This is a genomic window from Streptomyces sp. NPDC057307 (assembly GCF_042667665.1).
GTDB lineage: Bacteria > Actinomycetota > Actinomycetes > Streptomycetales > Streptomycetaceae > Streptomyces.
In genome coordinates this window covers 13,144-36,925 of the sequence record NZ_JBHUZM010000026.1, presented here as the reverse complement: position 1 = coordinate 36,925, position 23,782 = coordinate 13,144, and the positions used below count along the sequence as shown (strand labels likewise).

The 23,782-nt window shown below is 72.4% G+C and carries 20 protein-coding genes; 9 read left to right on the top strand and 11 right to left on the bottom strand.

All coding sequences use genetic code 11. The features are described from left to right. The first annotated feature begins 1 nt into the window (after position 1). The 4 genes from ACFUN8_RS12905 to ACFUN8_RS12890 all read left to right on the top strand — a co-directional run bounded on the left by ACFUN8_RS12905 (position 2) and on the right by ACFUN8_RS12890 (position 6,914). Positions 2-2,143 carry a trypsin-like peptidase domain-containing protein gene (locus ACFUN8_RS12905; RefSeq protein WP_383635193.1) on the top strand — a complete coding sequence of 714 codons (2,142 nt, stop codon included), beginning with the start codon at positions 2-4 and terminating at the stop codon, positions 2,141-2,143. Then, complete coding sequence (locus ACFUN8_RS12900) at positions 2,140-3,090, top strand: AAA family ATPase (RefSeq protein WP_382565652.1); 951 nt, start codon at positions 2,140-2,142, stop codon at positions 3,088-3,090. The genes ACFUN8_RS12905 and ACFUN8_RS12900 overlap by 4 nt, the downstream gene beginning before the upstream one ends. A gap of 24 nt (positions 3,091-3,114) precedes the next feature. Beyond that, positions 3,115-6,513: an SAV_2336 N-terminal domain-related protein gene (locus ACFUN8_RS12895; protein ID WP_383635190.1), complete on the top strand. Its 3,399-nt coding sequence runs from the start codon at positions 3,115-3,117 to the stop codon at positions 6,511-6,513. Between the two features lie 182 nt (positions 6,514-6,695). Continuing rightward, on the top strand, positions 6,696-6,914 hold the full coding sequence (locus ACFUN8_RS12890) for a DUF6243 family protein (RefSeq protein WP_383635187.1): 219 nt from the start codon (positions 6,696-6,698) through the stop codon (positions 6,912-6,914). A gap of 81 nt (positions 6,915-6,995) precedes the next feature. On the opposite strand, the gene ACFUN8_RS12885 is transcribed toward ACFUN8_RS12890, so the two are convergent. Genes ACFUN8_RS12885 through ACFUN8_RS12875 form a run of 3 tightly spaced genes read right to left on the bottom strand, consistent with a single transcriptional unit; the run spans position 6,996 to position 10,002 of the window. Then, positions 6,996-7,625, bottom strand: coding sequence for a GerMN domain-containing protein (locus ACFUN8_RS12885; RefSeq protein WP_383635184.1), 630 nt, complete (start codon positions 7,623-7,625; stop codon positions 6,996-6,998). Beyond that, entirely contained in the window at positions 7,622-9,307 is a 1,686-nt protein-coding gene (locus ACFUN8_RS12880) for a sensor histidine kinase (protein ID WP_383635181.1), read from the bottom strand. Before ACFUN8_RS12880 ends, ACFUN8_RS12885 begins: the two co-directional genes overlap by 4 nt. After that, positions 9,304-10,002, bottom strand: a complete 699-nt coding sequence (locus ACFUN8_RS12875) for a response regulator (protein ID WP_383635178.1) — start codon at positions 10,000-10,002, stop codon at positions 9,304-9,306. The genes ACFUN8_RS12880 and ACFUN8_RS12875 overlap by 4 nt, the downstream gene beginning before the upstream one ends. A gap of 244 nt (positions 10,003-10,246) precedes the next feature. Here ACFUN8_RS12875 and ACFUN8_RS12870 point away from each other — a divergent pair, with 244 nt between their 5' ends. Beyond that, positions 10,247-11,161 carry a DUF3152 domain-containing protein gene (locus ACFUN8_RS12870; protein ID WP_383635175.1) on the top strand — a complete coding sequence of 305 codons (915 nt, stop codon included), beginning with the start codon at positions 10,247-10,249 and terminating at the stop codon, positions 11,159-11,161. Positions 11,162-11,310: 149 nt separating this feature from the next. On the opposite strand, the gene ACFUN8_RS12865 is transcribed toward ACFUN8_RS12870, so the two are convergent. The 3 genes from ACFUN8_RS12865 to ACFUN8_RS12855 all read right to left on the bottom strand — a co-directional run bounded on the left by ACFUN8_RS12865 (position 11,311) and on the right by ACFUN8_RS12855 (position 13,521). Beyond that, the gene (locus ACFUN8_RS12865; protein ID WP_383635172.1) at positions 11,311-11,775 is read right to left on the bottom strand and encodes a hypothetical protein; all 465 of its coding nucleotides are present in this window, start codon (positions 11,773-11,775) and stop codon (positions 11,311-11,313) included. A 60-nt stretch (positions 11,776-11,835) separates the two neighbouring features. Beyond that, entirely contained in the window at positions 11,836-13,188 is a 1,353-nt protein-coding gene (locus ACFUN8_RS12860; protein ID WP_383635169.1) for an MFS transporter, read from the bottom strand. 117 nt (positions 13,189-13,305) lie between these two features. Next, positions 13,306-13,521, bottom strand: coding sequence for a hypothetical protein (locus tag ACFUN8_RS12855; RefSeq protein WP_383635166.1), 216 nt, complete (start codon positions 13,519-13,521; stop codon positions 13,306-13,308). A 283-nt stretch (positions 13,522-13,804) separates the two neighbouring features. Here ACFUN8_RS12855 and ACFUN8_RS12850 point away from each other — a divergent pair, with 283 nt between their 5' ends. Continuing rightward, positions 13,805-14,767, top strand: coding sequence for a YbhN family protein (locus ACFUN8_RS12850; protein ID WP_383635163.1), 963 nt, complete (start codon positions 13,805-13,807; stop codon positions 14,765-14,767). On the opposite strand, the gene ACFUN8_RS12845 is transcribed toward ACFUN8_RS12850, so the two are convergent. Together ACFUN8_RS12845 and mptB are read right to left on the bottom strand one after the other, a co-directional pair. After that, positions 14,697-15,878, bottom strand: a complete 1,182-nt coding sequence (locus tag ACFUN8_RS12845) for a glycosyltransferase family 87 protein (protein ID WP_383635160.1) — start codon at positions 15,876-15,878, stop codon at positions 14,697-14,699. The genes ACFUN8_RS12850 and ACFUN8_RS12845 overlap by 71 nt on opposite strands. 77 nt (positions 15,879-15,955) lie before the next feature. Then, entirely contained in the window at positions 15,956-17,389 is a 1,434-nt protein-coding gene (mptB, locus tag ACFUN8_RS12840; protein WP_383635157.1) for a polyprenol phosphomannose-dependent alpha 1,6 mannosyltransferase MptB, read from the bottom strand. A gap of 276 nt (positions 17,390-17,665) precedes the next feature. On the opposite strand from mptB, the gene ACFUN8_RS12835 reads away from it, so the two are divergent. Beyond that, positions 17,666-17,866, top strand: coding sequence for a ferredoxin (locus tag ACFUN8_RS12835; protein ID WP_383635154.1), 201 nt, complete (start codon positions 17,666-17,668; stop codon positions 17,864-17,866). Between the two features lie 3 nt (positions 17,867-17,869). On the opposite strand, the gene ACFUN8_RS12830 is transcribed toward ACFUN8_RS12835, so the two are convergent. Continuing rightward, on the bottom strand, positions 17,870-18,598 hold the full coding sequence (locus ACFUN8_RS12830) for a TetR/AcrR family transcriptional regulator (RefSeq protein WP_383635151.1): 729 nt from the start codon (positions 18,596-18,598) through the stop codon (positions 17,870-17,872). 122 nt (positions 18,599-18,720) lie between these two features. Between ACFUN8_RS12830 and ACFUN8_RS12825 the strand changes: the two genes are divergently transcribed. Then, positions 18,721-19,953 carry a saccharopine dehydrogenase family protein gene (locus ACFUN8_RS12825; RefSeq protein WP_383635148.1) on the top strand — a complete coding sequence of 411 codons (1,233 nt, stop codon included), beginning with the start codon at positions 18,721-18,723 and terminating at the stop codon, positions 19,951-19,953. Positions 19,954-20,133: 180 nt separating this feature from the next. After that, complete coding sequence (locus tag ACFUN8_RS12820) at positions 20,134-20,838, top strand: hypothetical protein (RefSeq protein WP_383635145.1); 705 nt, start codon at positions 20,134-20,136, stop codon at positions 20,836-20,838. Positions 20,839-20,872: 34 nt separating this feature from the next. Here the strand turns inward: ACFUN8_RS12820 and ACFUN8_RS12815 are convergent, their stop codons facing one another. Both ACFUN8_RS12815 and ACFUN8_RS12810 read right to left on the bottom strand, forming a co-directional pair. After that, positions 20,873-22,879: an ABC transporter ATP-binding protein gene (locus ACFUN8_RS12815; protein WP_383635142.1), complete on the bottom strand. Its 2,007-nt coding sequence runs from the start codon at positions 22,877-22,879 to the stop codon at positions 20,873-20,875. Positions 22,880-23,134: 255 nt separating this feature from the next. After that, complete coding sequence (locus tag ACFUN8_RS12810) at positions 23,135-23,602, bottom strand: substrate-binding domain-containing protein (protein ID WP_383635139.1); 468 nt, start codon at positions 23,600-23,602, stop codon at positions 23,135-23,137. Between the last annotated feature and the right edge of the window lie 180 nt (positions 23,603-23,782).

Sequence of the window (23,782 nt, the reverse complement as noted above, 5' to 3'; positions counted from 1 at the left end):
GGTGGGGTGGTTCAGAGCCGCTCGGGGCGTGGACGACGAGCCGTACCGGTACGTCGCGTCCGTACGCGGAGCCGAGGACGGCGCCGTGGCGGGGGCGGGCTTCGTCCTGGGGGCCGACACGGTCCTGACCTGCGCCCACGTCGTCAACGACGCCTTGGGCCGCACCATGTTCGAGTCGCGGTCGCCGGGGCTCGACGAGCTCTCGGTGGAAGTGCGCGACACGTCCGGGACGCGGCACTACCCCGCACGCGTGGCGCACTGGATCCCGCCACGTGCCGGGGACGGTGGCACGGTGCGCGCGGGGGACGACGAGTGGTTCGGCGACCTCGCCGTGCTGCGCGTCGACGGGCCCGCGGGGGGCCTGCCCGTCGGCCCCAGCCGGACCGCCATGACGGTGGACCAGGAGGTGAGCGCCTGGCACGGCGGCGGCCGGGGGGCCACTCTCGCCCGCCTCACCGTCGCCTCGCTCCACCGTTCGCTGGGCTATCTGGACGGCGAGGCCACCGGCATGGCGGTGGGTGCCGGTTACAGCGGCGGTCCGTTGTGGTGCCGCCACGAGCGGGCCGTGGTCGGACTCGTCGTCGCCCACTTCATGCCTCCCCGGGACGCCGCCGGGGCTCTGCTCCCGCCCAGCCCCCAGCATCTGATCAGGCGCAGCTGGGCCGTTCCCTGGCAGAGCGTCGAGGCCGAACTGCGGCCCCTGGGCGTCCTCGACGCCATGACCACCGGTCCCCTCGATTCCGAGGATCCCGCCTTCCTGCTGTTCGTGGAGGTGGTCGAGGAGGTCCTGCCGGTGATGAGCGAGCGCATCGACCGCGCCCAGCGGCTGGCCCGCTTGTGCGGCGTCCAGGCCGGCAGCAGTGTCACCCCGCCCACGTCCGAGGAGCTGGCGGCGTTCCTCCTCACGCATCCGCGCGCCCTCGCGGTCCTCTCGGGTCTCCTGCGGCGCGACAGCCCGGAGGCCGCCGACCGGGTGCTGGCGACCGGCGGCCTCTCCCCCGTACCGAGACTTCTGTCCCCGCAGGAGTACGCCGAACTGCGCAGGCATCTGGGGGCCATGGACCGGGCCGTGCTCGGGCGATTCCCGGAGGCGGTGCGGGCCGCGTTGCCGCACCTGGCGGCCCTGCCCGGTGGGGACTCCCTGGACGCGCTGGTCGACCAGTTGGAGACACTGCCGGGGGACAGCCGCTCCGCCGGAGGGGAGCGGCGGGTCCCGGCGCTGATCCGGGTGGTCGAGTACGTGGGCGCGTTGTGTCCCGGGGCCAGGCGGGCGGAGTTACGCCTGTGGGCGGACGGCGTCGCCCGGCGTCTGGGCATTCCGCGGGCGGCGCTGGGCGAGCGCCGGTCGGATGCCCAGGTGTGGGCACGCTCGGCGCGGGACCGTTCCGCGCGGGTGCGTGTCCTGGTGCAGGTGAAGGGGGCGGAGCGGGGCCGTCATCGGCTGCGGAGCTGGTGCGACGAGGGCGCGGGGCCCCGGCAGGTGTCGACGGACAGTGTCGTGTCGTACTCGGCGTCGGAGGCGGCGCGCGAGGTGCTGCGCGTCCTGGACACCCTCAGGTCCCCGGACGGGGACGAGAGACCGCCGCTCGTAGAGGTACTCGTGGACCGCACCAGTCTCAATCTGCCCATCGACGAGTGGGAGGCACGGGACCCGGACGAGATCGTGCCGGGGGTGCTCGGAGTGGAGTTCCCGCTGGTCGTGCACTGCCCTGAACTCCTCCGCCGGCACGGCCGTTTCATGGCCCACTGGCGCAGCAGATGGAGCCGGCTGGACTCGGGGAAGACGTTCGTCGTCTCGGAGTCCATGGACCGCGAGGCGATCTACTCCCGGCTCGTCAACCAACTCGACACCGTTCGCGTCTCCGTGGATGTACCTGCCGCCGTGCGGGACGGCGTCGTGCAGACCTGCCTCGCGCTGGGCATACCCGTGGTGGTGTGGGACCGCAGCCGGGACGGGGCGTCGCACGTCGCGAAGCACATGGCGGAGGTCGCCACCCGGGAACTGCCCGACGGAGTACGGAGTTACCGCGCGAACGCCAAGGCCAGCCCGCCCGAGTTCCCCGGCCGTCCGGTCCTCGCCTGGGCCGACGCCGACCGCACCGTGCCCCGACTGCACCTGACCGAACCACAGGAGAGCGCATGACATCCGCGCCCGAGGCCGACTGGCGCCTCTTCCGCGGTGACGGTGTACCGCGGGCCGTCACCCTGCCGTCCGCCCCGCCCTGGCGGCGTTTCACGCCTGTGCGGTCGGCGCGGCCCGAACTGCCGTACCTGATCGAGGAGAAGCACGCCGACGTCGTCAACGCGGCTCTGCACCTGCGCCGTCCGCTGCTGGTGACCGGGCCGGCCGGCACCGGCAAGTCGTCGCTCGCCCGAGCCGTCGCGCGCGAGTTGTGTCTCGGCGAGCTGCTGCGATGGCCCGTCAACAGTCGTTCCACCGTGAAGGACGCCCTCTACCAGTACGACGCGATCGGCCGGCTGCGTGAGACGACGCTCAGCCGGGACCGCGGCGAACGCGAGCCGTCCATCGGCACGTTCATCCGGCTCGGCCCGCTGGGCACCGCTCTCGTACCGTCCGCCACCCCACGCGCCCTGCTCATCGACGAGATGGACAAGGGCGACGTCGACCTGCCCAACGACCTGCTGACCGTGTTCGAGGACGGCGTCTTCGACATCCCGGAGCTGACCCGCCTCCCGGAAGACATGGCCGACGTCGAGGTGCAGAATCTGGACCACCACGGCACGGTCCGCGTGCACCAAGGGCTGGTCCAGTGCGCCGAGTTCCCCGTCGTCGTCATCACCAGCAACGGCGAACGCGACTTTCCCCCCGCCTTCCTGCGCCGCTGCGTCCGCCTGGACCTCCCGGTACCGGACGAGGAGCGGCTGCGCGCCATCGTCACCGCGCACCTGGGCCCCACGGCGCTGCGGGAGGCGGACGACCTGATCGAGGCATTCCTGCGCCGCCGGGCCCCGGGGGAACTCGCCACCGATCAGCTGCTCAACGCCGTGTTCCTGCGCACCGGTGGCGTCGATCTGGACGCGGAGGGCCTGCTGGACGCCGTACTGCACCAGCTCACCGGGTCGATGTGAGCAGGTCGATATGAGCGGGTCGATATGAGCGGGGAGGGCGGCGCGAGCGACGGGGACGGCGCGGGCGGTGCCGGTCGGCTCGCCGAGGCCCTGCGGGTCCTTACGGCCTGCGGCCACCAACTGGACACGGACCAGATTCTCGACGTGCTGTGGCTGGCCCACCGCCTGCCCGCGGGCTCGCACGCGCCGCTGCACCGGGACTCCCCCGCCACCCAGCGGCTCCCCGAGCCGGCGCCCGCGCCCGGACCCCATCGGGCCCCGCAGCAACCCGTGCCCGAATCCGACGACCCGGAGCTGCCCGACCTCACCACCCCGGCCCTCTACGCCGCCGCCCGCCGTACCCCGGCCCCCGGGACCTTGTCGGTACGGGCGGGCCGGCAGCCCCGCAAGGCCATGCCTCTGCGGATCCCCGAGGACAAGGCCCTCGCCGACGAGCTCGAACTCGGCCGGGCGCTGCGCCCGTTACGCCGCCGACGCGACAGCCGGCACCGCACGGAGATCGACGAGGAGCGCACGGCGGCCGAACTCGCCGAGACCAGTCTGGCCGACGTCGTGGAACGGCCGGTGCGGGAACGCTGGCTGAATCTCGTCCTGCTCGTCGACGACGGCCTGTCCATGCTGCTGTGGCACCGGCTCGGCACCGAGCTGCGCACCCTGATGGAACGCCTCGGAGCCTTCGCCGGCAACCGCGTCCTCGGTCTCGACACCCGTGACGCGCGCCAACCACGCCTGCACGCACGCCCGTTCCGGCCCGACAGCACCGAGCTGCCGCTGAGCACCGTCAACGACCCCTCGGGCCGTACCCTTCTGCTGGTCGTCAGCGACGGCATGGGTGCCGCGTGGCGGGCCGGCACGATGCACGAGTTCCTGGGCGAACGCGCGGCGCTCGGCCCGGTCGCGGTCCTGCACACCCTGCCGCCCGACATGTGGGAGGCATCCGGCATCGCCGCCGAGCGCTGGCAGGCCACCACCCGGCGGATCGGCGGCGCCAACACCTCCTGGGAGATCTCCGACCCGGTCCTGCCGTGGGGCCTGGCCGAATTCGAGGGGGTTCCGGTGCCGGTCCTGGAGCCGACGTCCGCCTCGCTGCGGGAGTGGGCTCGCCTCCTCGCCTCGCCCGGGACCACCGTGGCGCTGCCGCTGCTGACCCGGCCCAGCCGGTTCGGGGCCGTGGCCCCCTCGCGGGATTTGAGCAGCACCCAGCACTTCCGGGACGCGGCCACACCGGAGGCGTACCGGCTCGCGGCGCATCTCGCCGCGGTCTCCCCGCTGTCGGTGCCGGTGATGCGGCTGGTGCAGAGCGCCGTACCGTGGCCGGCCAGCACTTCCCATCTCGCGGAGGTGTTCCTCGGCGGCCTCGTCCGGCCGCACCCGGCACCCGTGCCGGGGCCGCTGCCCGCCAAACACCGGGTCTTCGACTTCTCGGACGCGTCCAAGACGGTGCTTCTGGACGCGGTGCCGCAGGCAGAACTCCTCCGCACGAGCCGGCAGATCGGACGACGTCTCGAGGAACTGGCGGGCAACTCGCCCGACTTCCCCGCGTGGCTGGCCCACCCCGACGGTTCCGCCGAACTGCCGGATTCGCAGCAGCCGTTCACCACCGTCGAACGGCGGCTGCTGACCCGGTTCGGTGTGTCGTTCGGCGAGACACCGTCCATGCCGGGCCCCGACCGGGTCCGGACCGACGCCGACCTGGACGGCTGGGAGCCGCTCTCGGCGGACGATCCCCGGCGGATCGGCGGGTACGAGTTGCGGGGCCGCCGCCACGGGCGCCGCACGGTGGTGTACCGAGGCGTCGACGAGAACGGGTCGGAGGCCGTGGTGCGGATCCCACGACCGGATCTCCCCGCCGTCAACGTCCGGTTGATCGGGGTGGAAGCCGAGGCGCTCGCCCGGCTCCAGGGGCAGTACGCGCCCATGCCGCTCGCCGCCGGGCTCGGTGACGATCCGCCCTGGCTCGCGATGACGCCGATCGCGGACGCGGACGCGCCGGACGCGCAGCCTCCCCGGCTGGGCGAGATCTTCGGTCACGCGCTGTCGGACGGCACGGCCCCCTTCGACATCCTCCGCGGGCTCCTCGTCGCCTGCTACCTCGCGAACGCCCTCGCCGTGTGCCATCTCAACGGCCTCGTACCCGCCGACTTCAACGCCGACAGCGTCTTTGTCCTACGGCGCACCGTGGTCCTCGGTGACCTGTCGGACTGCGTCATCGACGGGGAGTACCTCGGCGCGGGCACGATCCCGACTCGCGAGGACAATCTGCGCTCGCTCGGGGAGCTGCTGCAGCTCATCAGCAGCAAGGCCGGCTGGGACATGCCGAACCTGCCGGAGGGCATGCACCTGTGGCAGGGCGACACCTGGGAGCAGCTGCGGCACCTCGTGCTGCGCTGCCTCGACCCCGATCCGGCACAGCGCCCCCCGGCGAGCGAGGTCGCCGAGCTTCTGGCCCGCTACATCGCCCGGGCCCGCCTCCAGCGCGGAACCGGTGAGCCGCAGTACCAGCTCTCCTCCTCCGACCACCCGCCGGCGCCGGTCCCGCTCACCCCGCCGCGGGACGCCCGAGCGCCCGGCTCGGCCGACCGCCGTCTGCGCCTGCCCCGTTTCGGAACCGCCCGCCGGGAAACACAGGCCCGCCTGGAGCGGCTGCGGGAACCGCTGCCGCACAGCAGGCGGCTGACCCTGGTCGGCGCCTACCACTACAGCGGACGCGCCACGACCACGACGGCGCTCGGTTCCCTGCTCGCCGCCGTGCGGGGCGAGCCCGTCCTGGCCATCGACGGAGCCGCCTCGGACGGGGCGCTCGATGCCTTCCTCGGCCGTCGGCGCAACCCGGCTGTCGTACGCGATCTGGCGGCGCTGCCCCCCGGAGCGTCCTACAGCGAGATCCGCGCATTCACCACGCGCCTGGCCTCGGGCCTCGAAGTGGTGGCACATCGCGCGGGCCACTTCAGTCTGAACCCCGCGCACGCGCAGGAATACACCCGCGTGCTGGCGCGGACCGCGCCCTACTACGCCTTCGTACTGACCGACTGGTCCCCGCTGAGGCTCGACCGGTCGGCCGATGTCGTCCTGGCCCACACGGACCGGCTGATCCTGTGCTGCGGCACCGCCGACTGGTTCCTCGACGCGGCGGCGCGGGTCCTCGAATCGCTGCGCGAGGCCGGACACGACCAGCTGGCCCGCGAGGCGGTCGTGGTGGCCACCGAGGTCGGGGGCCCCTCCGGCCGATACCCACCCGGGGCCCTCGCCCGTCGCCTGCGCATCGCGCCGGACCAGGTGGTGCACGTCCCCTTCGACGTCGCGCTGCAGTCGCGCGGCTGGGAGCTGCGCCAGCTTCGGGCGACCACGACGAACGCCTTCCTGGAACTCGCCGAGCTGGCCCTGGAGCCGGGCAGTGCGCCCGGGGCCGCGATCGAGACATAGGGCGCGGATGTGTCGGGCCAGCGCCCGTCGTCGCCCCGGCCACCCCGCTGCCCCGGGCGGGCGGCGAGAGGGTTGGTGTGCGGGGCCGAGGGAACCGGGTAACGTCTTTGTCATGTTCTTCCAGTCGGTGGGAGACGGGCGATGAATCCGTAGGTCGCTTCACACCATTACCGGGAGAGCCAATGACGGTGAGCAAGAACATCAACAACCCCGTGGGCATGGGCGGCGGCCAGCGCAAGAGGCTGTCCCGCGCCGAACGGCAGAACAACGGCCCGCACCGCAACCTCGACCGCAAGGGTGCCGCCGACCAGAAGGCGGAGCTGGTGCGCAAGATGCGCGAGAAGGCAGGCGCGGCCGAGAGCGCCGGGCAGACGGGCGACGACGACACCGCGCAGAGCTGACGCACCGCCGCCGACGGGAGGCGCCGGGCCAGGCGTTCCGGGCCAGGCGTTCCGGGCCAGGCGGGACTTTGAAGACAGGTTCTAGGGCGAGAGGCATGCCTCGATCGCCGGTACGGGTTGCCCAGCCGCTCCCTCGACGATGATCCGGACCGCAGGACGCGGAGGCAGGGCGGGGACGGCGCCCGTCGAGGGGACCGACGTCGCCGCCGTCGGACCCTCCCCGCCCCCCGCGCCCCCGGTCCTCTGTGCGGTTCCGGCGCGGACGGCCAGCCCGACGGTGCAGGAGATTTGACGCAGCGCGGCGGCGCCGAGCCGAGGGGTACCCGCGGGAAACCGGATCACGACAGCGCCGGCGTCCCGGTCTCCCCCGAGCGTTACGTCCGGGCTGCCAATGTTCGGGGGCAGCGCGGTCGCGAGGCCATCCGATTCCGCGCGGGTCGGACCGGCGAGCAGTTGCCGTACGGCCGAGGTCACCGGATCCAGACCGGGGATCCGGTCACGGGCCACCGCGCGCAGGACCACTCCGTCGGCCGGCCGCGCGTCCGTCGTCGCGGGCCCCGCGCGGTCGAGGAAGTAGACCGCGTTCGAAAGTGTCATGCCGGTGGCCGGTTCACCGACCTCGACGACCCCCGAGGGCGGCACTCCGCAGCCTGATGCCAGACACAGCGCGGCCGCCGTCATCGCGAGGGCCGCCGCCGTCCGTCGTGTCACTCGCCCTCTCCCTTCCTGGGCGCGCCGGGCAGCTTCCCGTGCTGCCGCGGCTCGTGGGTTCCGTGCGGTCGCAGGGGCAGTTCCACCGTGAAGAGCGCTCCGCCGCCGGGGCGGTTCGCGGCTCGGATGCGGCCGCCGTGCAGGTGGACGTTCTCCTGGGTGATCGCGAGGCCCAGACCGCTGCTCTCGCTGCGGCCGCGCGCCGAACTCACCTTGAAGAAGCGGTCGAAGAGCTGCGGCAGCGCCGCCTCCGGGACACCGGGCCCCCGGTCGGACACCTCGATCACCACTCCGGGGCGCCGCGTCTCCGCTCCTCCCCGCACCGGCCGAGGCCCTGTCGGGCCGTGCGGTGTGCGGCGCAGGGTCAGGGACACCGGCTGTCCTCCGTGGCGCAGCGCGTTGCCCACGAGGTTGGCGACCACGACATCGAGGCGGCGCGGATCGACGCGTGCCCGTATGCCGTCGGGCAGGTCGGTGTCCACGTCGTGGAGCCAGCCCCGGATGGAGAGCGTCCGTCGCAGCGACTCGGCCAGGTCGAGGTCGTCCAGGCCGAGTTCGGCCGCGTGGGCGTCGAAGCGGGAGATCTCCATGAGGTCGTCCACGAGTCGTGCGAGTCGCATCGTCTCCTCGGTGATGAGGCGTACCGCGTCGGCGGCGTCACCGTCGAGGCCGGGCATCTCATCGGCGAGCACGTCGGTGACCGCCGTCATCGCGCTCAGAGGCGTTCGCAGTTCGTGCGAGACGTCGGCCGCGAAGCGGCGTGCTCCGGCCTCCATCCGGCGCAGTTCGGTGACGGACTCCTCCAGCGCGGCGGCGGTGTCGTTGAACGCTTCGGCGAGGTCGGCCAGTTCGTCGGAGCCTTGGACACTGAGCCGGGTGTCGAGGTGGCCGTCGGCCATGCGCCTGGTCGCCCGGCGCAGGGCCCGTACCGGCCGAAGGACACCGCGTGCCAGAAGCAGCGCCAGCAGGGCGGCAAGGCCGAGGGCGGGCAGAGTTGCCCGTTCGACAGCCCTGACCAGCGCGTCCACGTACGCCTGTTCGCTCTTCTGGGGCACGACGAGATAGAGCGTGAGCCCCGACAACGTGCGTGAGGTGTACGGGCCGTCGGTGTAGGTGACGGGCAGGCCGACGACGAGAGACGAGTGGTTTCCCGTCTGTACGCGCTGGAAGACCGCGACCGCGCGCTGTTCCACGGAGGCGCGCAGTGCGGGCGTCAGTACGTCCGGTGCTGTCGGGCCGGCCGATGCGGCGCGCAGATCGCCGTAGGTCGCCAGGACCGTCCCCTGCTGGGCCTGGTGTTCGCGTGCGAGCCGTCCCACCAGGCTGTCGAGTTGCTCCTGGCCGAGGCTGAGAGTCAGTCCCGGGATGGCGGCGTCGACGCTCTGCCGGAACTGGTTGACGACCGTGTCCTGGCTCTGCTGCAGCACACCGGTGCGCGCCTGCTGGAAGGTGAGCGCGCCGGTGCCCAGAGCGCTGAGGGCGGCGACGAGAACGAAGGAGAACACGAGCCGCACGCGGAGGGAGCGCGGGCGGAACCGGCGTCGTTTCCCGGCGTCCGACGCCGGCTCTGCGCGGGACGGCTCCTGCGCCGGCGGAGGTGCCTGCGCCTGTCCGTGCTCGGTTTGCCGTTCGCGCCACGGAGCGTTCATGCGTTCCGTACGACGCAGCCATGGAGCGTTCATGCGTCCCGTACCACGCGGAAGCTGTAGCCGAAGCCGCGTACGGTCTCGATGCAGCCGGACGCCCGGCCGGCCTCGCCGAGTTTCGCGCGCAGGCGTTTCACGCACGCGTCGACGAGCCGGATGTCGCCGTGGTAGCTGTGCTCCCACACCGTTTCGAGGAGTTGCTGGCGGCTGAGCACCTGGCCCGGGGACGCCGACAGGGTCAGCAGCAGCCGCAGTTCGGAGGCGGCGAGGAGGACCCGCTCGCCGTGGCGGGTCACCACGAGGCCGGCCCGGTCGATGGTCAGCGGGCCGTGGGACTCGGTCCGGGGCCGGGCGTGACCGGGGGCGGGTGCGTCGAGGCGGCGCAGGACGGCGCGGATCCGGGCGTCGAGTACGCGTGCCTGGACGGGTTTCACGACGTAGTCGTCGGCGCCGGCCTCCAGTCCGACGACCACGTCCACGTCGTCGCCCTTGGCGGTCACGATGATGATCGGCACCTGGTCGCGGTCGCGGACTCGGCGGCATACGTCGAGGCCGCCCATACCGGGCAGCATGAGGTCGAGCACGACGACGTCGGGCCGGGACGAGGCCAGTTGGTCGAGACCGTCCTCTCCGGTCGCCACCGCGTGGACGTCGTGCCCCTGGCGTCTGAGCCCCAGGCCGACGGCCCGGCGGACGGCATCGTCATCCTCGATGAGAAGTACGCGGGACATGCGCCCCAGTATGCGTGCGTTCAGGGGAATGCCTGTGCGATCACAGCCTCGCCGAGAGGGCTGTTACGCGATGGTCTTACGCACCGCGCGGGCACGGCGTACGAGACCAGAGGTGCCGTTATCTTCTCGTGATCTTCTGCGCCAGGATCGGTCATGCGGGTTCCGCAGCCTGGGTCCGCTCCACAACCGGGGCAGGAACCGGCCCGGTCGCACGGGGCCGTCGACGAGGGGAATCCGCTGCCTCATGCGCCATGCCGACAACCGACGCGCCAGAAAAGCCCTGCACCCGGCCGACAGCCGTCGCCGAGGAATCCGCGGGCGGACCTCACGGCGCGTGGTCCGCGAGCGGGCCGCCCGGCGCCGCCGTCTGCTGGGGCTGGCCGCGGTGGCCGTAGTGGCCCTGACGGCCTTCGGCGCTGTCCGCTGGCAGAGCGAGGGCCCGTCCCCGGCCGGCCGGGCCGCCGCCTCGCCCCGTCCGCCTTCGACAGCACTCCCGTCGTCGCCATCGGCAGCGCGCGACGGGTCCCCGTCGCCCTCCCCCTCGGCGTCCGCGTCCTCGCCGCGAGCCGAGGAGTCGTCCACCGACGATGGGGTGGCCAAGAGCGGAACCGGGGTGTTCAGCACAGCGGTCGCGAGCGGCGGCCCCGTCGGCGAGGGCACCATCCGCCGCTACACCGTGCAGGTCGAAGGAGGGACCGGGGTGTCGGCCTCCGGCGCGGCGAAGGAGATAGCGGCCGTCCTCGGGGACCGGCGCGGGTGGATCGCGAACGGCCGCGACGGTTTCCAACTGGTCTCCTCCGGGCCGGGCGACTTCGAGGTGAAGATCGCGACACCGGACACGGTGGACCGGATCTGTGGCGCCGCGGGTCTGCGTACACGGGGAGAGGTCAACTGCAACGTGGGCAACCAAGTGATCGTCAACCTCAAGCGCTGGCTGACAGGATCCCCTCAGTTCTCCGGCTCACTGAGCGAGTACCGCGCCCTGATCATCAACCATGAGGTGGGCCACCGGATCGGCCACGGCCACGAGAGCTGCCCCGGCCCCGGCCGCCCGGCACCGGTGATGATGCAGCAGATCGACGGTCTGCGCGGATGCCGGGCCAACGCGTGGCCGTACGACACCAGTGGCGTCTATCTGGAAGGGCCGAGCGTGCCGTGACGGACAACTACGTTGAGGACAAGGCGGACGGCGGTCGCCGGTCCGGCGACGCCGTCCTGGCCGCCCCCGCCACGACCGCGTCGTCCGGAGGCGGCGCGACGATCAGTTCGTCGGGGCTGTTCGGACCGGGACCGTTCGGACCGAGGCCGTCACCGCCGCAGGTCCATGTCCCAACTGGCCGGCGGGTACGTCGCCTGCGGAGCCGCGAGGGCCACGTCGATCGCGATCCCGACCTCACCGGGAAAGTAGTCGAGGTCCCGGATCAACTCCATCGCCCGTACGGTGTCCTCGCCGAGCGGACGCGCCATACGCTCGGCGCCGAAGGGGAAGCCCACGGGTTTCATGCGTGCCATACCCGTCGCGTGGTCGGCCCGCCGGTCCAGGCCGATGGCGGAGTATCCGGCGGCCAGGGCAACCCACTTGAGCGCGCTGTTCACCCCCTCGGACAGTTCCCCGACCCCCAGCAATGTCTGCGCGGCGCTGCCCGCGGTCCCGTCGTTGGACGATCCCGGTCTGTGCTGCTGCCCCAGACGCTTCCGTTCGCTCTCCAACAGGGAACGCGCCTCGTCCAGCACACGACCAACCCGCCGCAGTTCGGCTGCGTCATCGGACATCTCGTTTCCTTCCCGTCAACTGACCCGACTTTACGGGCAATTGCGGTGATCGCCAGGCACTCACGCATATTCGCCCCGCCCGACGGCGCCTTCGGCGTCCGCCGACACGGTGACGGTCTCCTCGCCGTTCCGTGTCGCCGCCGGCGCGGTGGTGGAGCGGCGCGTCAGTCTGCGTACGTCCGGCACGGCCAGAACCGCGGCCGTCAGCAGGACGACCAGCGCCGAGCAGCCCCACAGCGCGTACGTGCGCCCGAAGGCGCTCTCCGCGGGTCCGGCGAGCGCGGTGGCCACCGGAATCATCCCGATCGAGCCGAGCATGTCGTACGCGGAGACCCGGGAGAGTTTCTCCTCGGCGATCTCCTGATGCAGCGCGGTCATCCACGACACCCCGAAGACCTCGACCGACAGCCCCGTCAGGAACATCACCACCGCCAGCCCCGCGCCCGGCAGCGGCACCGCGAGCCCGGCGGCGGGCAGGGCGAGCGGGAAGACGCAGAGCGTGCCCGCGAGCAGCAGTCGTCGCGGCTTCCAGCGCATCATCACCAGGGCGCCGCCCACGGTGCCCGCGCCGAACGCGGCGAGTGCCAGACCCCAGGGGCCCGCCCCACCCAACTCGTCGCGGGCGACCAGCGGCCCGTACACCGACTGGGCCGCCACGACGACCGCGTTGACCACCGCGAACTGGACGACGATCGCCCAGAGCCACGGTCTGCCGATGAACTCGTGCCAGCCGTCGCGCAGATCGGCGACCATCCCGCCGCCGGGCTTCCGTGCCGGGATATGACTGACGTCGAGGAAGACGCGCAGTGCCCCGGCCACCAGGAAGGCGGCGGCGTCGACGGCCAGCACCCAGCCGGGGCCGATCACCGCGACGAGCGCCCCGCCGAGGGCGGCGCCGCCGATCCCGGCGCCGTGCATCGACATCCGGTAGAGGGCGAAGGCACGCCCCGCCTGTTCACCGTCGACGCTGGACATCAGCATGCCCTCGGAGGCCGGGCTGAAGAAGGCGTGGCCCGTGCCGCCCAGTGCGGCCAGCGCCAGCATCTGCCACAACCGCGCGTCGCCCATGAGGACCAGGGCGGCGAAGGTGGCCTGCGAGACGCAGTTGACCGCGTTGGCGGCGACCATCACCCGGTGCCGGGGCAGCCGGTCCGCCAACGCGCCGCCGACCAGCAGAAAGAGAACGAGTGGAATCGTACGGGCCGCCGCCACGAGCCCCACGTCGCCCGCGTCGCCGCCGGACTCCAGCACCGCGAACGCCGAGGCGATCAGCGCGCCCTGGCTGCCCAGATTCGTGGCGATCGCCGCGGCGGTCAGCAGTGTGTAGTTGCGGCCGGCCCACGCGGGGCGGTGCGGACGAGGGGCACGTCGCGGGCGTCGCGGACCGGCGTCGGCATCGGCGGCAGGGGTCACTCCCGGACTATCCCCGCGCTCGGCGCCTCCTGCCAACCGGTTTTGTCGCCATCCGGTCAGGACGCCCCGGCCGGCAGGCGGTGCCCGAGCGTGAGCGCGGGGAGTGGGTCCTGCCCGTTACGCGTAGACGTACAGCGCCCACCTGGCGCCGCTGCGGACGCACGCGTGCTCGCCGACCTGTGTCTGGCCCACCTCGAAGCACTCCTCGATGGTGTCGTAGTAACCCACGAGGACGGGTGCCGACGCGGCGGCCGACGCGGGTGCCGCGACGGCGCCCCCTGCCAGCATGACGGCTCCCAGTGCGACGCCCGCGGCCCAGATCCTGGTACGCATACGATTCTCCCCCTTTGGTCCGGTCTCCTGCCGACGGCAAACCTCGCACGGGCGAACAAGGCAGGCAATACGTCCGGCCGTCGATGGCCGGATACGGTGCCCGCCTCCTCGCGTGTCCCGCGCATCTGGCCGAAGTCGGGCGGTGGCGACACCCGCACAGCACAGAAGCCGGGCCGTTCGGCCGGTCGACGGGCGCAGGACACCGCGAAGTCGCGCGGAGTGGGCATTACTTGGAGGAAACCCCCGCCCGCGCCTTGGCGCGTCATGGAAGGACGGCCGCGCCATGTCGATGTCGATGACCCTGCCCTCCGCACTGCGGCGACTGCCGTTGCGGCGGTTGGTCTGTCTCGTTGTTCTCCTCCTCGTGGCCGCCTGGGTGGCCGGAAACTGGCCGGTGATCCTCGCGGGGCTCGACAAGTTGCGCGGCGCGGACCGGAGTTGGCTGCTGGCCGCGGTGGTCGTGACCGGGGCGTGCTGGATACCGGTCTGCCTGCTGCGCCAGGGCACCGTCATGGAACGGCTGCCCGCCGGGCGGCTGCTGGCCTCGCAGATCGCGGCCGGATCGGCGAACCATCTGCTGCCCGCCGGGCTCGGCGCGCACATGGTGACACTGCGGTTCTTCCAGGGCTGCGGGATATCCACCGCGCGGGCCTGCGCCGCGCTCGCCCTCTACTCGCTGGCCCAGCCGATCGGCCGGTACACCCTGCTGCTCACGCTCATCGCCGTCTGTCCGGGGGCCATTCCGCTGGGCGCGCTGCTGCCGGCGGAGTACGGGACCCTGGCGCTGCTCCTCCTGGTCGGCGGACTCGCTCTGGTGGCGCTGGCGCTGTGGTCGGTACGCCGGCTGCGCGGCCTCGTCCGGGACTTTCTGCGGACCGCGCTGACCGACGCGCGCGCCCTGCACGCCAGGCCCGCCCGGGTGCTCGCCCTGTGGACCGGGGCACTCGCCTTCCCCGCGCTCCAAGGCTGCGTGATGGTCACGGTGGCCCGCTCGCTGCAGATGCCGGTGCCCACCGTCGACATCATGATCGCCTACCTGGCCGCCGGAATCGTCGCCGGAATCGTGCCGACCCCGGGCGGGATCGGCTCCGTCGAGGCGGCGCTGCTCATCGCGCTCGTCGGCGCGGGCTCCCCGGTCTCCGTGGCGACCGCCGCGGTCCTCGGATTCCGCATCGTCACGGTGTGGCTGCCGCTGCTCCCCGGGGCTCTGGTGCTGGCCGTACTGGTCCGCCGGAAAGTGCTCTGATCGCCGGGTCCGGCGGCCGGACGGGAAGCGTCAGGAGCAGTGCGAGTTCCGTCCAGACGAACATGTTGCCGCCGACGAAGCCGTCGACGCCGCTCGCGTCGTACCGCCACAGCCATACGACGTAGCTGCACAGGACGACGTACACCGTGACCGCCACGGTCAACGGGCGCCCCCGGCGCGGCGGTTCGAGGGCCCGGTCGGCGAGGACCGCGAGGGCGGGGAGCAGCCAGACCAGGTGGTGCACCCAGGTGACCGGGCTGACGAGGCACGCGGCGGCGCCGGTCAGCGCGATGCCGCCGCGCACGTCGCCCACCGCCCTGGTCCTGTCGACCCGGTACGCCCAGAGACCGACGACGGCGACGACACCGCAGGCCCACCACAGCCGGTCGGGCTCGGCCGGCGCGGAGAGCCGGGCGAGGACGCCCTGCCAGGACTGGTTGGAGACGTAACTCAGGTCGCCGATACGGCTCGTGTCCCAGAGGGCCGAAGTCCAGTACGCGTGCGAGGCACCCGGTGCGAGCCACACGGCGAGCAGGGTCGCGCCCACGGCGACGGCGACGGCCGTGCCGGCGGCACGCCACCGGCGGGTGACGAGGAGGTGGCCGATGAAGATCGCGGGGGTGAGCTTGATCGCCGCGGCGAGTCCGATGCCGATGCCCGCCCACCGGCTGCCGGTGGACAGCAGACGGGCGTCGGTGAGGACGAGAGCCAGCAGGAGGAGGTTGACCTGGCCGAAACTGATGCTGTCGTAGACCGGTTCCAGCAGGGCGAGCAGGCACAGGATCAGGACGTACGAGGGCCACCGGTCCAGACCGTGACGGCGGATCACCGGCTCGGCGAGCCGCCGCAGGATCAGGGCCAGGGCGCCGAGGTTCGCCACGATGCCCACGACGAGCGCGGCGGGCCAACTGAGCAGCGACAGCGGCAGCACGCACAGCGCGGCGAAGGGCGGGTAGGTGAAGCCGTACGCCTGCCCGGGCACCCGGTAGTCGTAGAGCCCGGCGCCCCGCAGTCCGCCCCCGGCATCGGTCCAGTGGCGCACCGCGTCGTAGTACACCCACAGGTCGAACCAGTCGCGGTGGTACGGGACGGTCGCGACGAAAGTCGTCACGCCCGCGCACAGCAGGCCAAGGAGCAGACGCCCGCGCCGGCGCGCCGCGGACCACGCCCCCGTCCTGCCCCGCCCCCTCATGCCGCACTCCCCGATTCCCGCACGGTCAGGGGTACTTCGTCGCCCGACATCTCACGCACCCACCAGAGCGCGACCAGCGCGAACACTCCGCCGCAGGCCGCGAGCGCCAGCTGAAGGCCGTCCGCGGCGAGTCCGCTGGGCAGTTGGGCCAGCGCGAGCACCCCGCTGGCGACGGCCATCACCCGGCGCGCCGCTCCCGGTGGAGCGGCCGCCGCCAGCGGGAACAGGCCCCACAGCACGTACCAGGGGCGGATCGCCGGGCCCAGGACGGCGACGGCGATCAGGCTGAGGCCCAGCGCGTACACGGGGCTGTGCCGGGGGCGGCGCAGCCATACCAGCGGTACGGCGACGGCCGTCGCCGCCAGGCCGACCGCGCGCCAGGCGTCCAGGGCGAACGGTGCCAGGTCGCCGCCCGCGCCGCGCAGCGCCGACGCGGTCATTCGGCCGAGGAGCGAGGTGAGGGCCCAATTGTGGTGGGAAACCGGGGTGTTGAGGGCGCCGATCCAGCCGTAGCCGGTGCCTGCGATCGCGGTCACCGCGGCGGTCGTCGCGAGGGCGGCGCCGGTGACGGCGCTCGCCGCCCTGAGCCATCGGTACCGGCCGGTGAGCCCGCCGGCCCAGAACACGGCGACGGCCGGCAGGCCCAGCGCGGCAGGCGCCTTGACCAGCGCGGCGAGGGTCATCAGGACCGCGCCCAGCAAGGGGAAGCGGCCCTTCGCGGCGACCAGCGCGATGCCGAGCAGACCCAGCATCACGGCGTCGTTGTGCGCGCCGGCCACCAGATGCAGCAGGAGCAGCGGGTTGAGCGCCCCCAGCCACAGCGCGGCGGCCGGCGCGGTCCCGTCACGGCGGGCGAGCAGCACCAGTGACAGCACCATCAGGCCCACGCCGAGCAGCGCGACCAGCCGCATGCCGAGCACCCCGGCCGGGAGTTCCGCCTGTGAGGCGCGCGCGATCAGCGAGGCGAGCGACAGGAACAGCGGGCCGTACGGGGTCGGTGTGTCCTGCCAGATGGGTGCGACCTGCGCGGCGAGCGGACCGCCGAGCCGGTCGGGGCCGTGGGTGTACACGTCGATCCGGGCGTCCACCATCGCGCCCTGCGCCAGATAGCTGTACACGTCGCGGCTGAACAGCGGCGGGGCGATCACCAGCGGAGCCGCCCACACCATGAGTGTGACCACCATGCCGCGTGTGTCGGGCGGCCGCGGTCCGCGTACGGCGCGGCCCAGCCAGGCCCAGGCCGCGACGAGCAGGACGAGTCCGAAGTAGGCGCCGAAGAGGCCCACCGCGGCCGCTTCGGACGACGGTGCGAGGGCGTCGCCGACCGGCAGGGCACCGGCGCTCCCGCCGCCGACGGCCACGGCCGCGGAACCGGTGAGCCCCAGTAGCCGGCATTTGCGTATATGCGATTCGTCGCCCGGGGTCAGCACCAGGAGAGCGTGTCCGCGCCCGATGGCCGGAAAGGAACGTGCGGCGCGCGGGAGGAAGTCCGGGACGTGTCGGCCCGCCCGTGGCCCCGGTCCGACGCGCGGCCCGACGCGCGGCCCGACGCGCGGTCCGACGCCGGTGGTCGATGACCACGCTCGAATGCCGACGCGCACCGAGGGGTTTCTCGGACACCGGGGACCGGGGCCAAATAGGCTGCCGCTCAGGCGGGTTGATCACACCACGGACCCGGAATCGGAAACCGAGCGAGGAAGCGAGAAATGGTGATGAAGGTAGCGGTGGACAGGGACATTTGCTGCGGTGCGGGCCAGTGCGGGGCGATCGCGCCCGGAGTGTTCGACGAGGACGACAACGACGGTCTCGTCATCCTGCTCACCGACTCCCCCGCGCCCGAGCACCACGCCCATGTCCGCGAGGCCGTGGACGCGTGCCCGGCCGCCGCGATCTCGATCACCGAGTAACGGTCACGACAGGGCCGGTCGTGGAGGCCGTGGGGCGGGCGTGAGCCGCGCGGCCGCGTCGTTCAGCAGGGTGTCCAGGACGACCGGGTAGGCGCTGTGCGTCATACGGCCGGCCAGCAGTCGTGCGGTGGCCGCGATATGGGGGTGGGTGTCGGCGGGGAGCCGCGCGTACGTGGAGCTCCACATCTCCTCGTCCGTCGCGCGGGCCTCGTCGGTGAGGGCCAGCGATCCGGCGTCCAGGGCGGCGAAGGCCAGACTTGAGTCGATGAAGGCGTGGTAGACGCGGACCGCCGTGGCGTCGGGGAAGCCCGCTCCGCGCAGGATGCCGAGGATCGCCTCGTCCACCGCGATCTCCCGGGGCCGGCCGGTGACCCGGCTGGCGGTCAGTACGGCGGCCTGCGGATGCGCGAGGTACGAGGAGTGGATGGCGAGGCCGAGGGCGCGCAGGTCGGCCTGCCAGTGTCCGGTGGCCGTCCAGTTGTCCAGCGCCCGTCCCATGAGTTCCTCGCCGATGGCCCGGGTGAGATCGTCCATACCCGCGAAGTACCGGTAGAGGGTGCTCGGGTCGGCGCCGAGGGCGGCGCCCAGCCGACGGGCGGTCAGCCCGGTGCCGCCGTGTTCTCTCAGCACCCGCAGCGCGGTGTGCACGATCAGTGTCTCGGACAGTACGGAGCCCTGCCGGGTCGGACGGCGCCTGCGTCGCGCCCTCTCCGGCACCACCTGTTTCGGCATCGCGTCCTCCCCTGCCTTCCGCCTCGCACCCTTATGCCAACATGGTTGACCTTAGCCGATGCCATCCCGTTGCATCGAGTCACCCGGCAGGCGCCCGTCTGCGGGAACGAAAGGTGTGCGACATGCGTGTACTGCTCGTGGGCGCGGGTGGCGTCGGAACCGCCGTCACCCGGATCGCGGCCCGCCGGGACTTCCTGACCCATATGACCGTGGCCGACTACGACCTCTCCCGCGCCGAGGCGGCCGTCGCCGCGCTGGGCGACGGCGGTGACCGCTTCAGCGCACGGCGCCTGGACGCCTCCGACGAGGAGGCGGTGCGCCGGGCACTCGTCGAGGACCGGTGTGACGTCCTGCTCAACGCCACCGACCCGCGGTTCGTCATGCCGCTGTTCCAGGCCGCCCTGGCGGCGGGCACGCACTACCTGGACATGGCGATGTCCCTGTCCGCGCCGCACAGCACCCACCCGTACGAGCGCTGCGGTGTGAAGCTCGGCGACGGGCAGTTCGAGCTGACCGGCGAGTGGGAACGGTCGGGCCGCCTGGCTCTGGTCGGAATGGGTGTGGAGCCGGGTCTGTCCGATGTCTTCGCGCGGTACGCGGCCGACGAACTCTTCGACGAGATCGAGGAGATCGGCATCCGGGACGGCGCCGACCTCACCGTGGACGGCTACGACTTCGCCCCGTCCTTCAGTATCTGGACCACCATCGAGGAATGCCTCAATCCGCCGGTGGTCTACGAGAAGGAGCGCGGCTGGTTCACCACCGCGCCGTTCAGCGAGCCGGAGGTCTTCGACTTTCCCGAGGGAATCGGCCCGGTGGAGTGCGTCAACGTGGAACACGAGGAGGTGCTGCTGATCCCCCGCTGGGTCGACGCGCGCCGGGTGACGTTCAAGTACGGACTGGGCGACGACTTCATCGCCAAGCTCAAGGTCCTCCACGAGCTGGGCCTGGACTCCACCACCGAGGTCACGGTCCCCGGGCGGAGCGGGCCGGTCCAGGTCTCGCCCCGCGATGTGGTCGCCGCCTGCCTGCCCGACCCGGCCACGCTCGGCGACCGGATGACCGGCAAGACCTGCGCGGGCACCTGGGTCAGGGGCGTCAAGGACGGTGCCGTGCGTGAGGTGTATCTGTACCACGTGGTCGACAACCAGTGGTCGATGCGCGAGTACGGCTCCCAGGCCGTGGTCTGGCAGACCGCCGTCAACCCGGTCGTCGCCCTGGAACTGCTCGCCGGCGGCGTATGGGCCGGCACCGGAGTCCTCGGCCCCGAGGCCCTGCCGCCCCGCCCGTTCCTCGACCTCCTCACCGCGTACGGCACGCCCTGGGGTCTGCGCGAGGAGAACCCAAGCGAGTAGTCCGGGCGGGGCCGCCGGTCGCCTCCGTACGCGGCGTGGTCGGCGAGGGCCGCACGCCCCCGGGACGCCTACTGACGGGCACGGGCCTCTCGCGGGCATACTCGTCGTCACGCGCGATCAGCAGCGGGCGAGCCCCGGTCAACTCGGTCCGGGTACCGGCCTCTTGACGGAAGAGAGAGTGTGAGTCCGACGCGGTCCGACCCACCGATACCCCTGTCCGACACCCAACGGCGCGTCCGCCGCAGCCGGTTGCTGTTCATGGCGCCGCTCGTGCTGCTCGGGATCCTCGTCGTGATCCTGCTGTGGGAAGTCGTACGCTCCAACATGTCGGCAGGGGCCCGGGCAGATTGGCCCTGGCGGCTGCGCATACTCGAACCGGACCCGCTGGGCAGTCTGCTGGCGGTCGCCGCGGGCGCGGTCTTCGCCCGGGCCCAGTACGCCCGTACCGTCAGGCCGTATCTGGGGTGGCGGGCGTCCTGGGAGAAGGGGGATCTCCGGTCGGAGGGCGCGGCGTGGCGCGTGGGCATCCTCAACGGCGGCCAGCACACCGCCGTGATCGAGAGCTATGACTTCCGGGTGATCCCGGCGGGAGGGACCGAGGACGGCGAGACGTCATGGGTGGACGCCCAGGGCGCCGGGGCCGTACTCACCGCGGCGGGACTCACCGCCGGGGAGGACTATCTGCTCGTCACCTTCGGCCCGGGATTCCCGCTGGTGGGCACCGGGAACTACGAGACCGTTCTGGTGGGCGCCTTCTCGAAGCGCGTGGTCGACCGGATCGACGCGCTGTATCTGCGGGTACGGGTCACGGACGCCGTGGGCGACAGCCATGAGCGGATCGTGAACTGTCTGAAGGCGGCGCGGGTGTCACCCCGGCCGGTGTGAGCGCCCGGAGCCACTCGGCCGGGGCGCGTGTTGGTCATGTGATCGACTCGGTCCGCGCGGTACGGGGCCGGTAGCCGCCGGCCTGCAGGGTGAACATCGCGGTGTAGGCACCGCCGCGCGCCATCAGTTCGTCGTGGGAGCCGGCCTCGGCGATGCGGCCGTTGTCGAAGACGTAGATCCGGTGGCAGTCGACGACACTGGCGAGCCGGTGGGAGATCAGCACGGTGATCTGGTCCTCGCGCAGTCGGCCGCGCAGCACGGCCTCGTAGACGGCGTGTTCGGACGGCGGGTCCATGCTCGCCGTCGGCTCGTCCAGGAGCAGCAGGGGTGCGTTCTTGTACAGACCGCGGCCCACCGCGACCTTGGCCCACTGTCCGCCGGACAGTTGCTGACCGCCCTTGAACCGCTTGGACAGCAGTGTCCGCCACTGCTGGGGCAGGGCGGCGATGACCGTGTCGGCCCCGGACGCGCGCGCGGCGTCCATCGCACGCCGCGGGTCGGCCTCCACGAGGCTGCCGGTGGAGATGGTGATGTTCGACAGGGCGCTGAAGGGGAAGTGAGCGGGATCCTGCAGCACACAGGCGACTTGGCGGTGCAGCGAATGCGCGTCCATGTCGCGGACGTCGACGCCGTCCCAGGTGACGCTCCCCTCGTGTGCCTCGTACAGGCCCGCGAGGAGTTTGGCGCAGGTGCTCTTGCCTGATCCGTTGAGGCCGACGAACGCCACCGTCTCCCCTGCCGACAGGCTCAGAGTGACACCGTCCAGGGCCGGGGTGTCCTTGCCGGGGTAGGTGAAACGGACGTCGTCCAGTGCGATCGTCCTCACCCGCTCCGGTGCCTTCAGTTCGCCCTCGCGCGGCAGGAGTTGGCGACAGCGTTCCTGTACGGCGAGGAGGTCGTCGACCCACAGGGCGTGCTCGAAGACGAGATGCGCGACGTCGACGAGCCGGACGAGGGAGCTCTGGCCCGCCTGGATGGCGAGGACGGCGCCGGCGCCCGCCGCCAGGGGCAGCCAGCCGGAGACGAGCATGGCGCCCAGCGCGGTGTAGGTGATTCCGGTGCCGAGGCCGCCGACGGCGCGGCCGGTCAGGTTCAGCACCGCGGAATTGACGCCCAGGCGTGTGTCCTCCTCGGCGATCTTGGTGGTGAGCCGGCGGTGCTCCGCCAGCAGCGCGTCCTGGGCGGTGTCCGAACGCAGTTCGGCCGCGGCGTCCACGTCGAGGAGCAGCCACGAGAAGACACGGACGCGGCGCTGGAGGGTGTTCCAGCGTTTGAAGGAGTGGAACCGGGCGCGGGCGCTGCGCACCGCGGCGGCTCCGACGGGGAGGACGGACAGCAGGAGCAGCGGCAGCAGGAGTGGGTGCAGGACGCTGAGCACGCCGGCGGTGCCGATGAGCCCGAGGGCGGCCGACGCGAGGGAGATGACCTGCCCGACGATCTGCCGGGCGTAGAACAGCCCGCGGTCGTTGGCGCGGTGCACTTCGTCGTGCCACTCGGCGTCCTCGACGGCTTCCAGACGTACGTGCGCGGTGAGCCGGAGGAACTCGCACTCCAGGCTGGTGCGGATCTTGGGCGTGACCCGTGCCTGGGCCGCGGCCACCGCCGCCTCCAGCAGCGCCCGTGCGGCAAGGAAGGCGACCACCAACAGGATCTGCGGGACGGCGGCGCGCACGCGCTCCGCGGTGGGCCCTTGGGCGAACAGATGCTGGAGCACACCGACCGAGGCGATCAGGCTGAAGGCCGACATGGCGGCCGAGGCCAGCTGACAGACGATGACCGTGAGGGTGGCGGCGCGGTCCGCCTGCCAGGCGAGCCGTCCGATCAGCAGCGTGATCCTGGGCAGCCGGACCAGGACCTGCCGCACGGTGGCCTGCGCCGCGGCGCCGTCATGGACGGACCAGTACGCCTCCTTCAACTCGTCGGTCACGTCGCCGTCCTCCGGACCGGCCGGCATCCGGGCGGGCGGGAGCGGGAGGGGAGCGTGCCGGGGCGAGGGGACGCCGTTCTCTGCGGACTCGTCCGGCGTGTCGTCTGGGATCAACTGCGCTTCTCCTGCTCGATGGCCTCGGTCGGTGCGGAGCTGTCCGGGTCAACGACGGTGGCGCGGCTGTCGAACACACGTGTTTGAGACGGAGCGGATCGCGTACACGGGCGGCGGAGTCTCCTCGTGTGCCGTACATCCACCCTTGAGGCGTACGGCTCGTACGGTCGCGGGGTGTTGGCCGAAACGCCGGTGCCGATACGTGTGTGGCGTACGGGTTTGTGTGGGGACGGCCGACGTCTTCCGTGAGCCGCGTCAGCGCGCGGCGGGGCCGGTGGAGTCCCGTACGACCGGGTGCGGCACGAATGCCTCCTGACGGCGCGGGGACGTCGGGTCGGCGATGCGGCTTCTGATCATGTCGGCGGCGCGGCGCCCGATGTCGGCCTTCGCCGGGGACACCGTGGTCAGTGGCACCTCGCACAGGTCGGCCACTTCGTCGTCGTATCCGATGACGGAGAGGTCCGCGGGTACGCCGAGCCCTCGCCGGCGGGCGGCGCCGACCAGGAGCGCTGCCTCGCGGTCGGCGAAGCAGAGCGCGGCCGCCGCGCCGTGCCGCACCAGCTCGTCGAGGAAGTGGTCGGCGTCCTCGGCGGTCCAGCGTGCCGGGGCCGGGCGGGACCGGGAGACGGAGTCGACCGGGAAGGCGCGCTGTCCCGGCGGTGACGGGCCGGCGCGGGCCGGCATCCGGGAGAGTGCCACGTCGGAGGCCATACGGAGACGCACGGGCCGCTTCTCGCGCGGAGCCGTCGCCGACACTCGGCCGCCCACGCGCGAAGCGTGCGAAGTCGCCGTCACCGGCGGTGTGATGGACGGACGCTCCGGCGCTCCCCATCGCGGTGGAGGGCCGAGCCGGCTACGCGCCGAAAACGGCATGCCGTTCCCGGCGCGCGTATGGTCCGATGT

What these genes read in the sequence shown, in the direction of transcription:
- ACFUN8_RS12875 (WP_383635178.1), bottom strand. Translation starts at nt 10,002, where the DNA reads ATGTCCCGCGTACTTCTCATCGAGGATGACGATGCCGTCCGCCGGGCC.
- ACFUN8_RS12830 (WP_383635151.1), bottom strand. Translation starts at nt 18,598, where the DNA reads ATGCCGAAACAGGTGGTGCCGGAGAGGGCGCGACGCAGGCGCCGTCCG.
- ACFUN8_RS12880 (WP_383635181.1), bottom strand. Translation starts at nt 9,307, where the DNA reads ATGAACGCTCCATGGCTGCGTCGTACGGAACGCATGAACGCTCCGTGG.
- ACFUN8_RS12855 (WP_383635166.1), bottom strand. Translation starts at nt 13,521, where the DNA reads ATGCGTACCAGGATCTGGGCCGCGGGCGTCGCACTGGGAGCCGTCATG.
- ACFUN8_RS12825 (WP_383635148.1), top strand. Translation starts at nt 18,721, where the DNA reads ATGCGTGTACTGCTCGTGGGCGCGGGTGGCGTCGGAACCGCCGTCACC.
- ACFUN8_RS12865 (WP_383635172.1), bottom strand. Translation starts at nt 11,775, where the DNA reads ATGTCCGATGACGCAGCCGAACTGCGGCGGGTTGGTCGTGTGCTGGAC.
- ACFUN8_RS12870 (WP_383635175.1), top strand. Translation starts at nt 10,247, where the DNA reads ATGCGCCATGCCGACAACCGACGCGCCAGAAAAGCCCTGCACCCGGCC.
- ACFUN8_RS12890 (WP_383635187.1), top strand. Translation starts at nt 6,696, where the DNA reads ATGACGGTGAGCAAGAACATCAACAACCCCGTGGGCATGGGCGGCGGC.
- ACFUN8_RS12835 (WP_383635154.1), top strand. Translation starts at nt 17,666, where the DNA reads ATGGTGATGAAGGTAGCGGTGGACAGGGACATTTGCTGCGGTGCGGGC.
- ACFUN8_RS12850 (WP_383635163.1), top strand. Translation starts at nt 13,805, where the DNA reads ATGTCGATGTCGATGACCCTGCCCTCCGCACTGCGGCGACTGCCGTTG.
- ACFUN8_RS12900 (WP_382565652.1), top strand. Translation starts at nt 2,140, where the DNA reads ATGACATCCGCGCCCGAGGCCGACTGGCGCCTCTTCCGCGGTGACGGT.
- ACFUN8_RS12895 (WP_383635190.1), top strand. Translation starts at nt 3,115, where the DNA reads ATGAGCGGGGAGGGCGGCGCGAGCGACGGGGACGGCGCGGGCGGTGCC.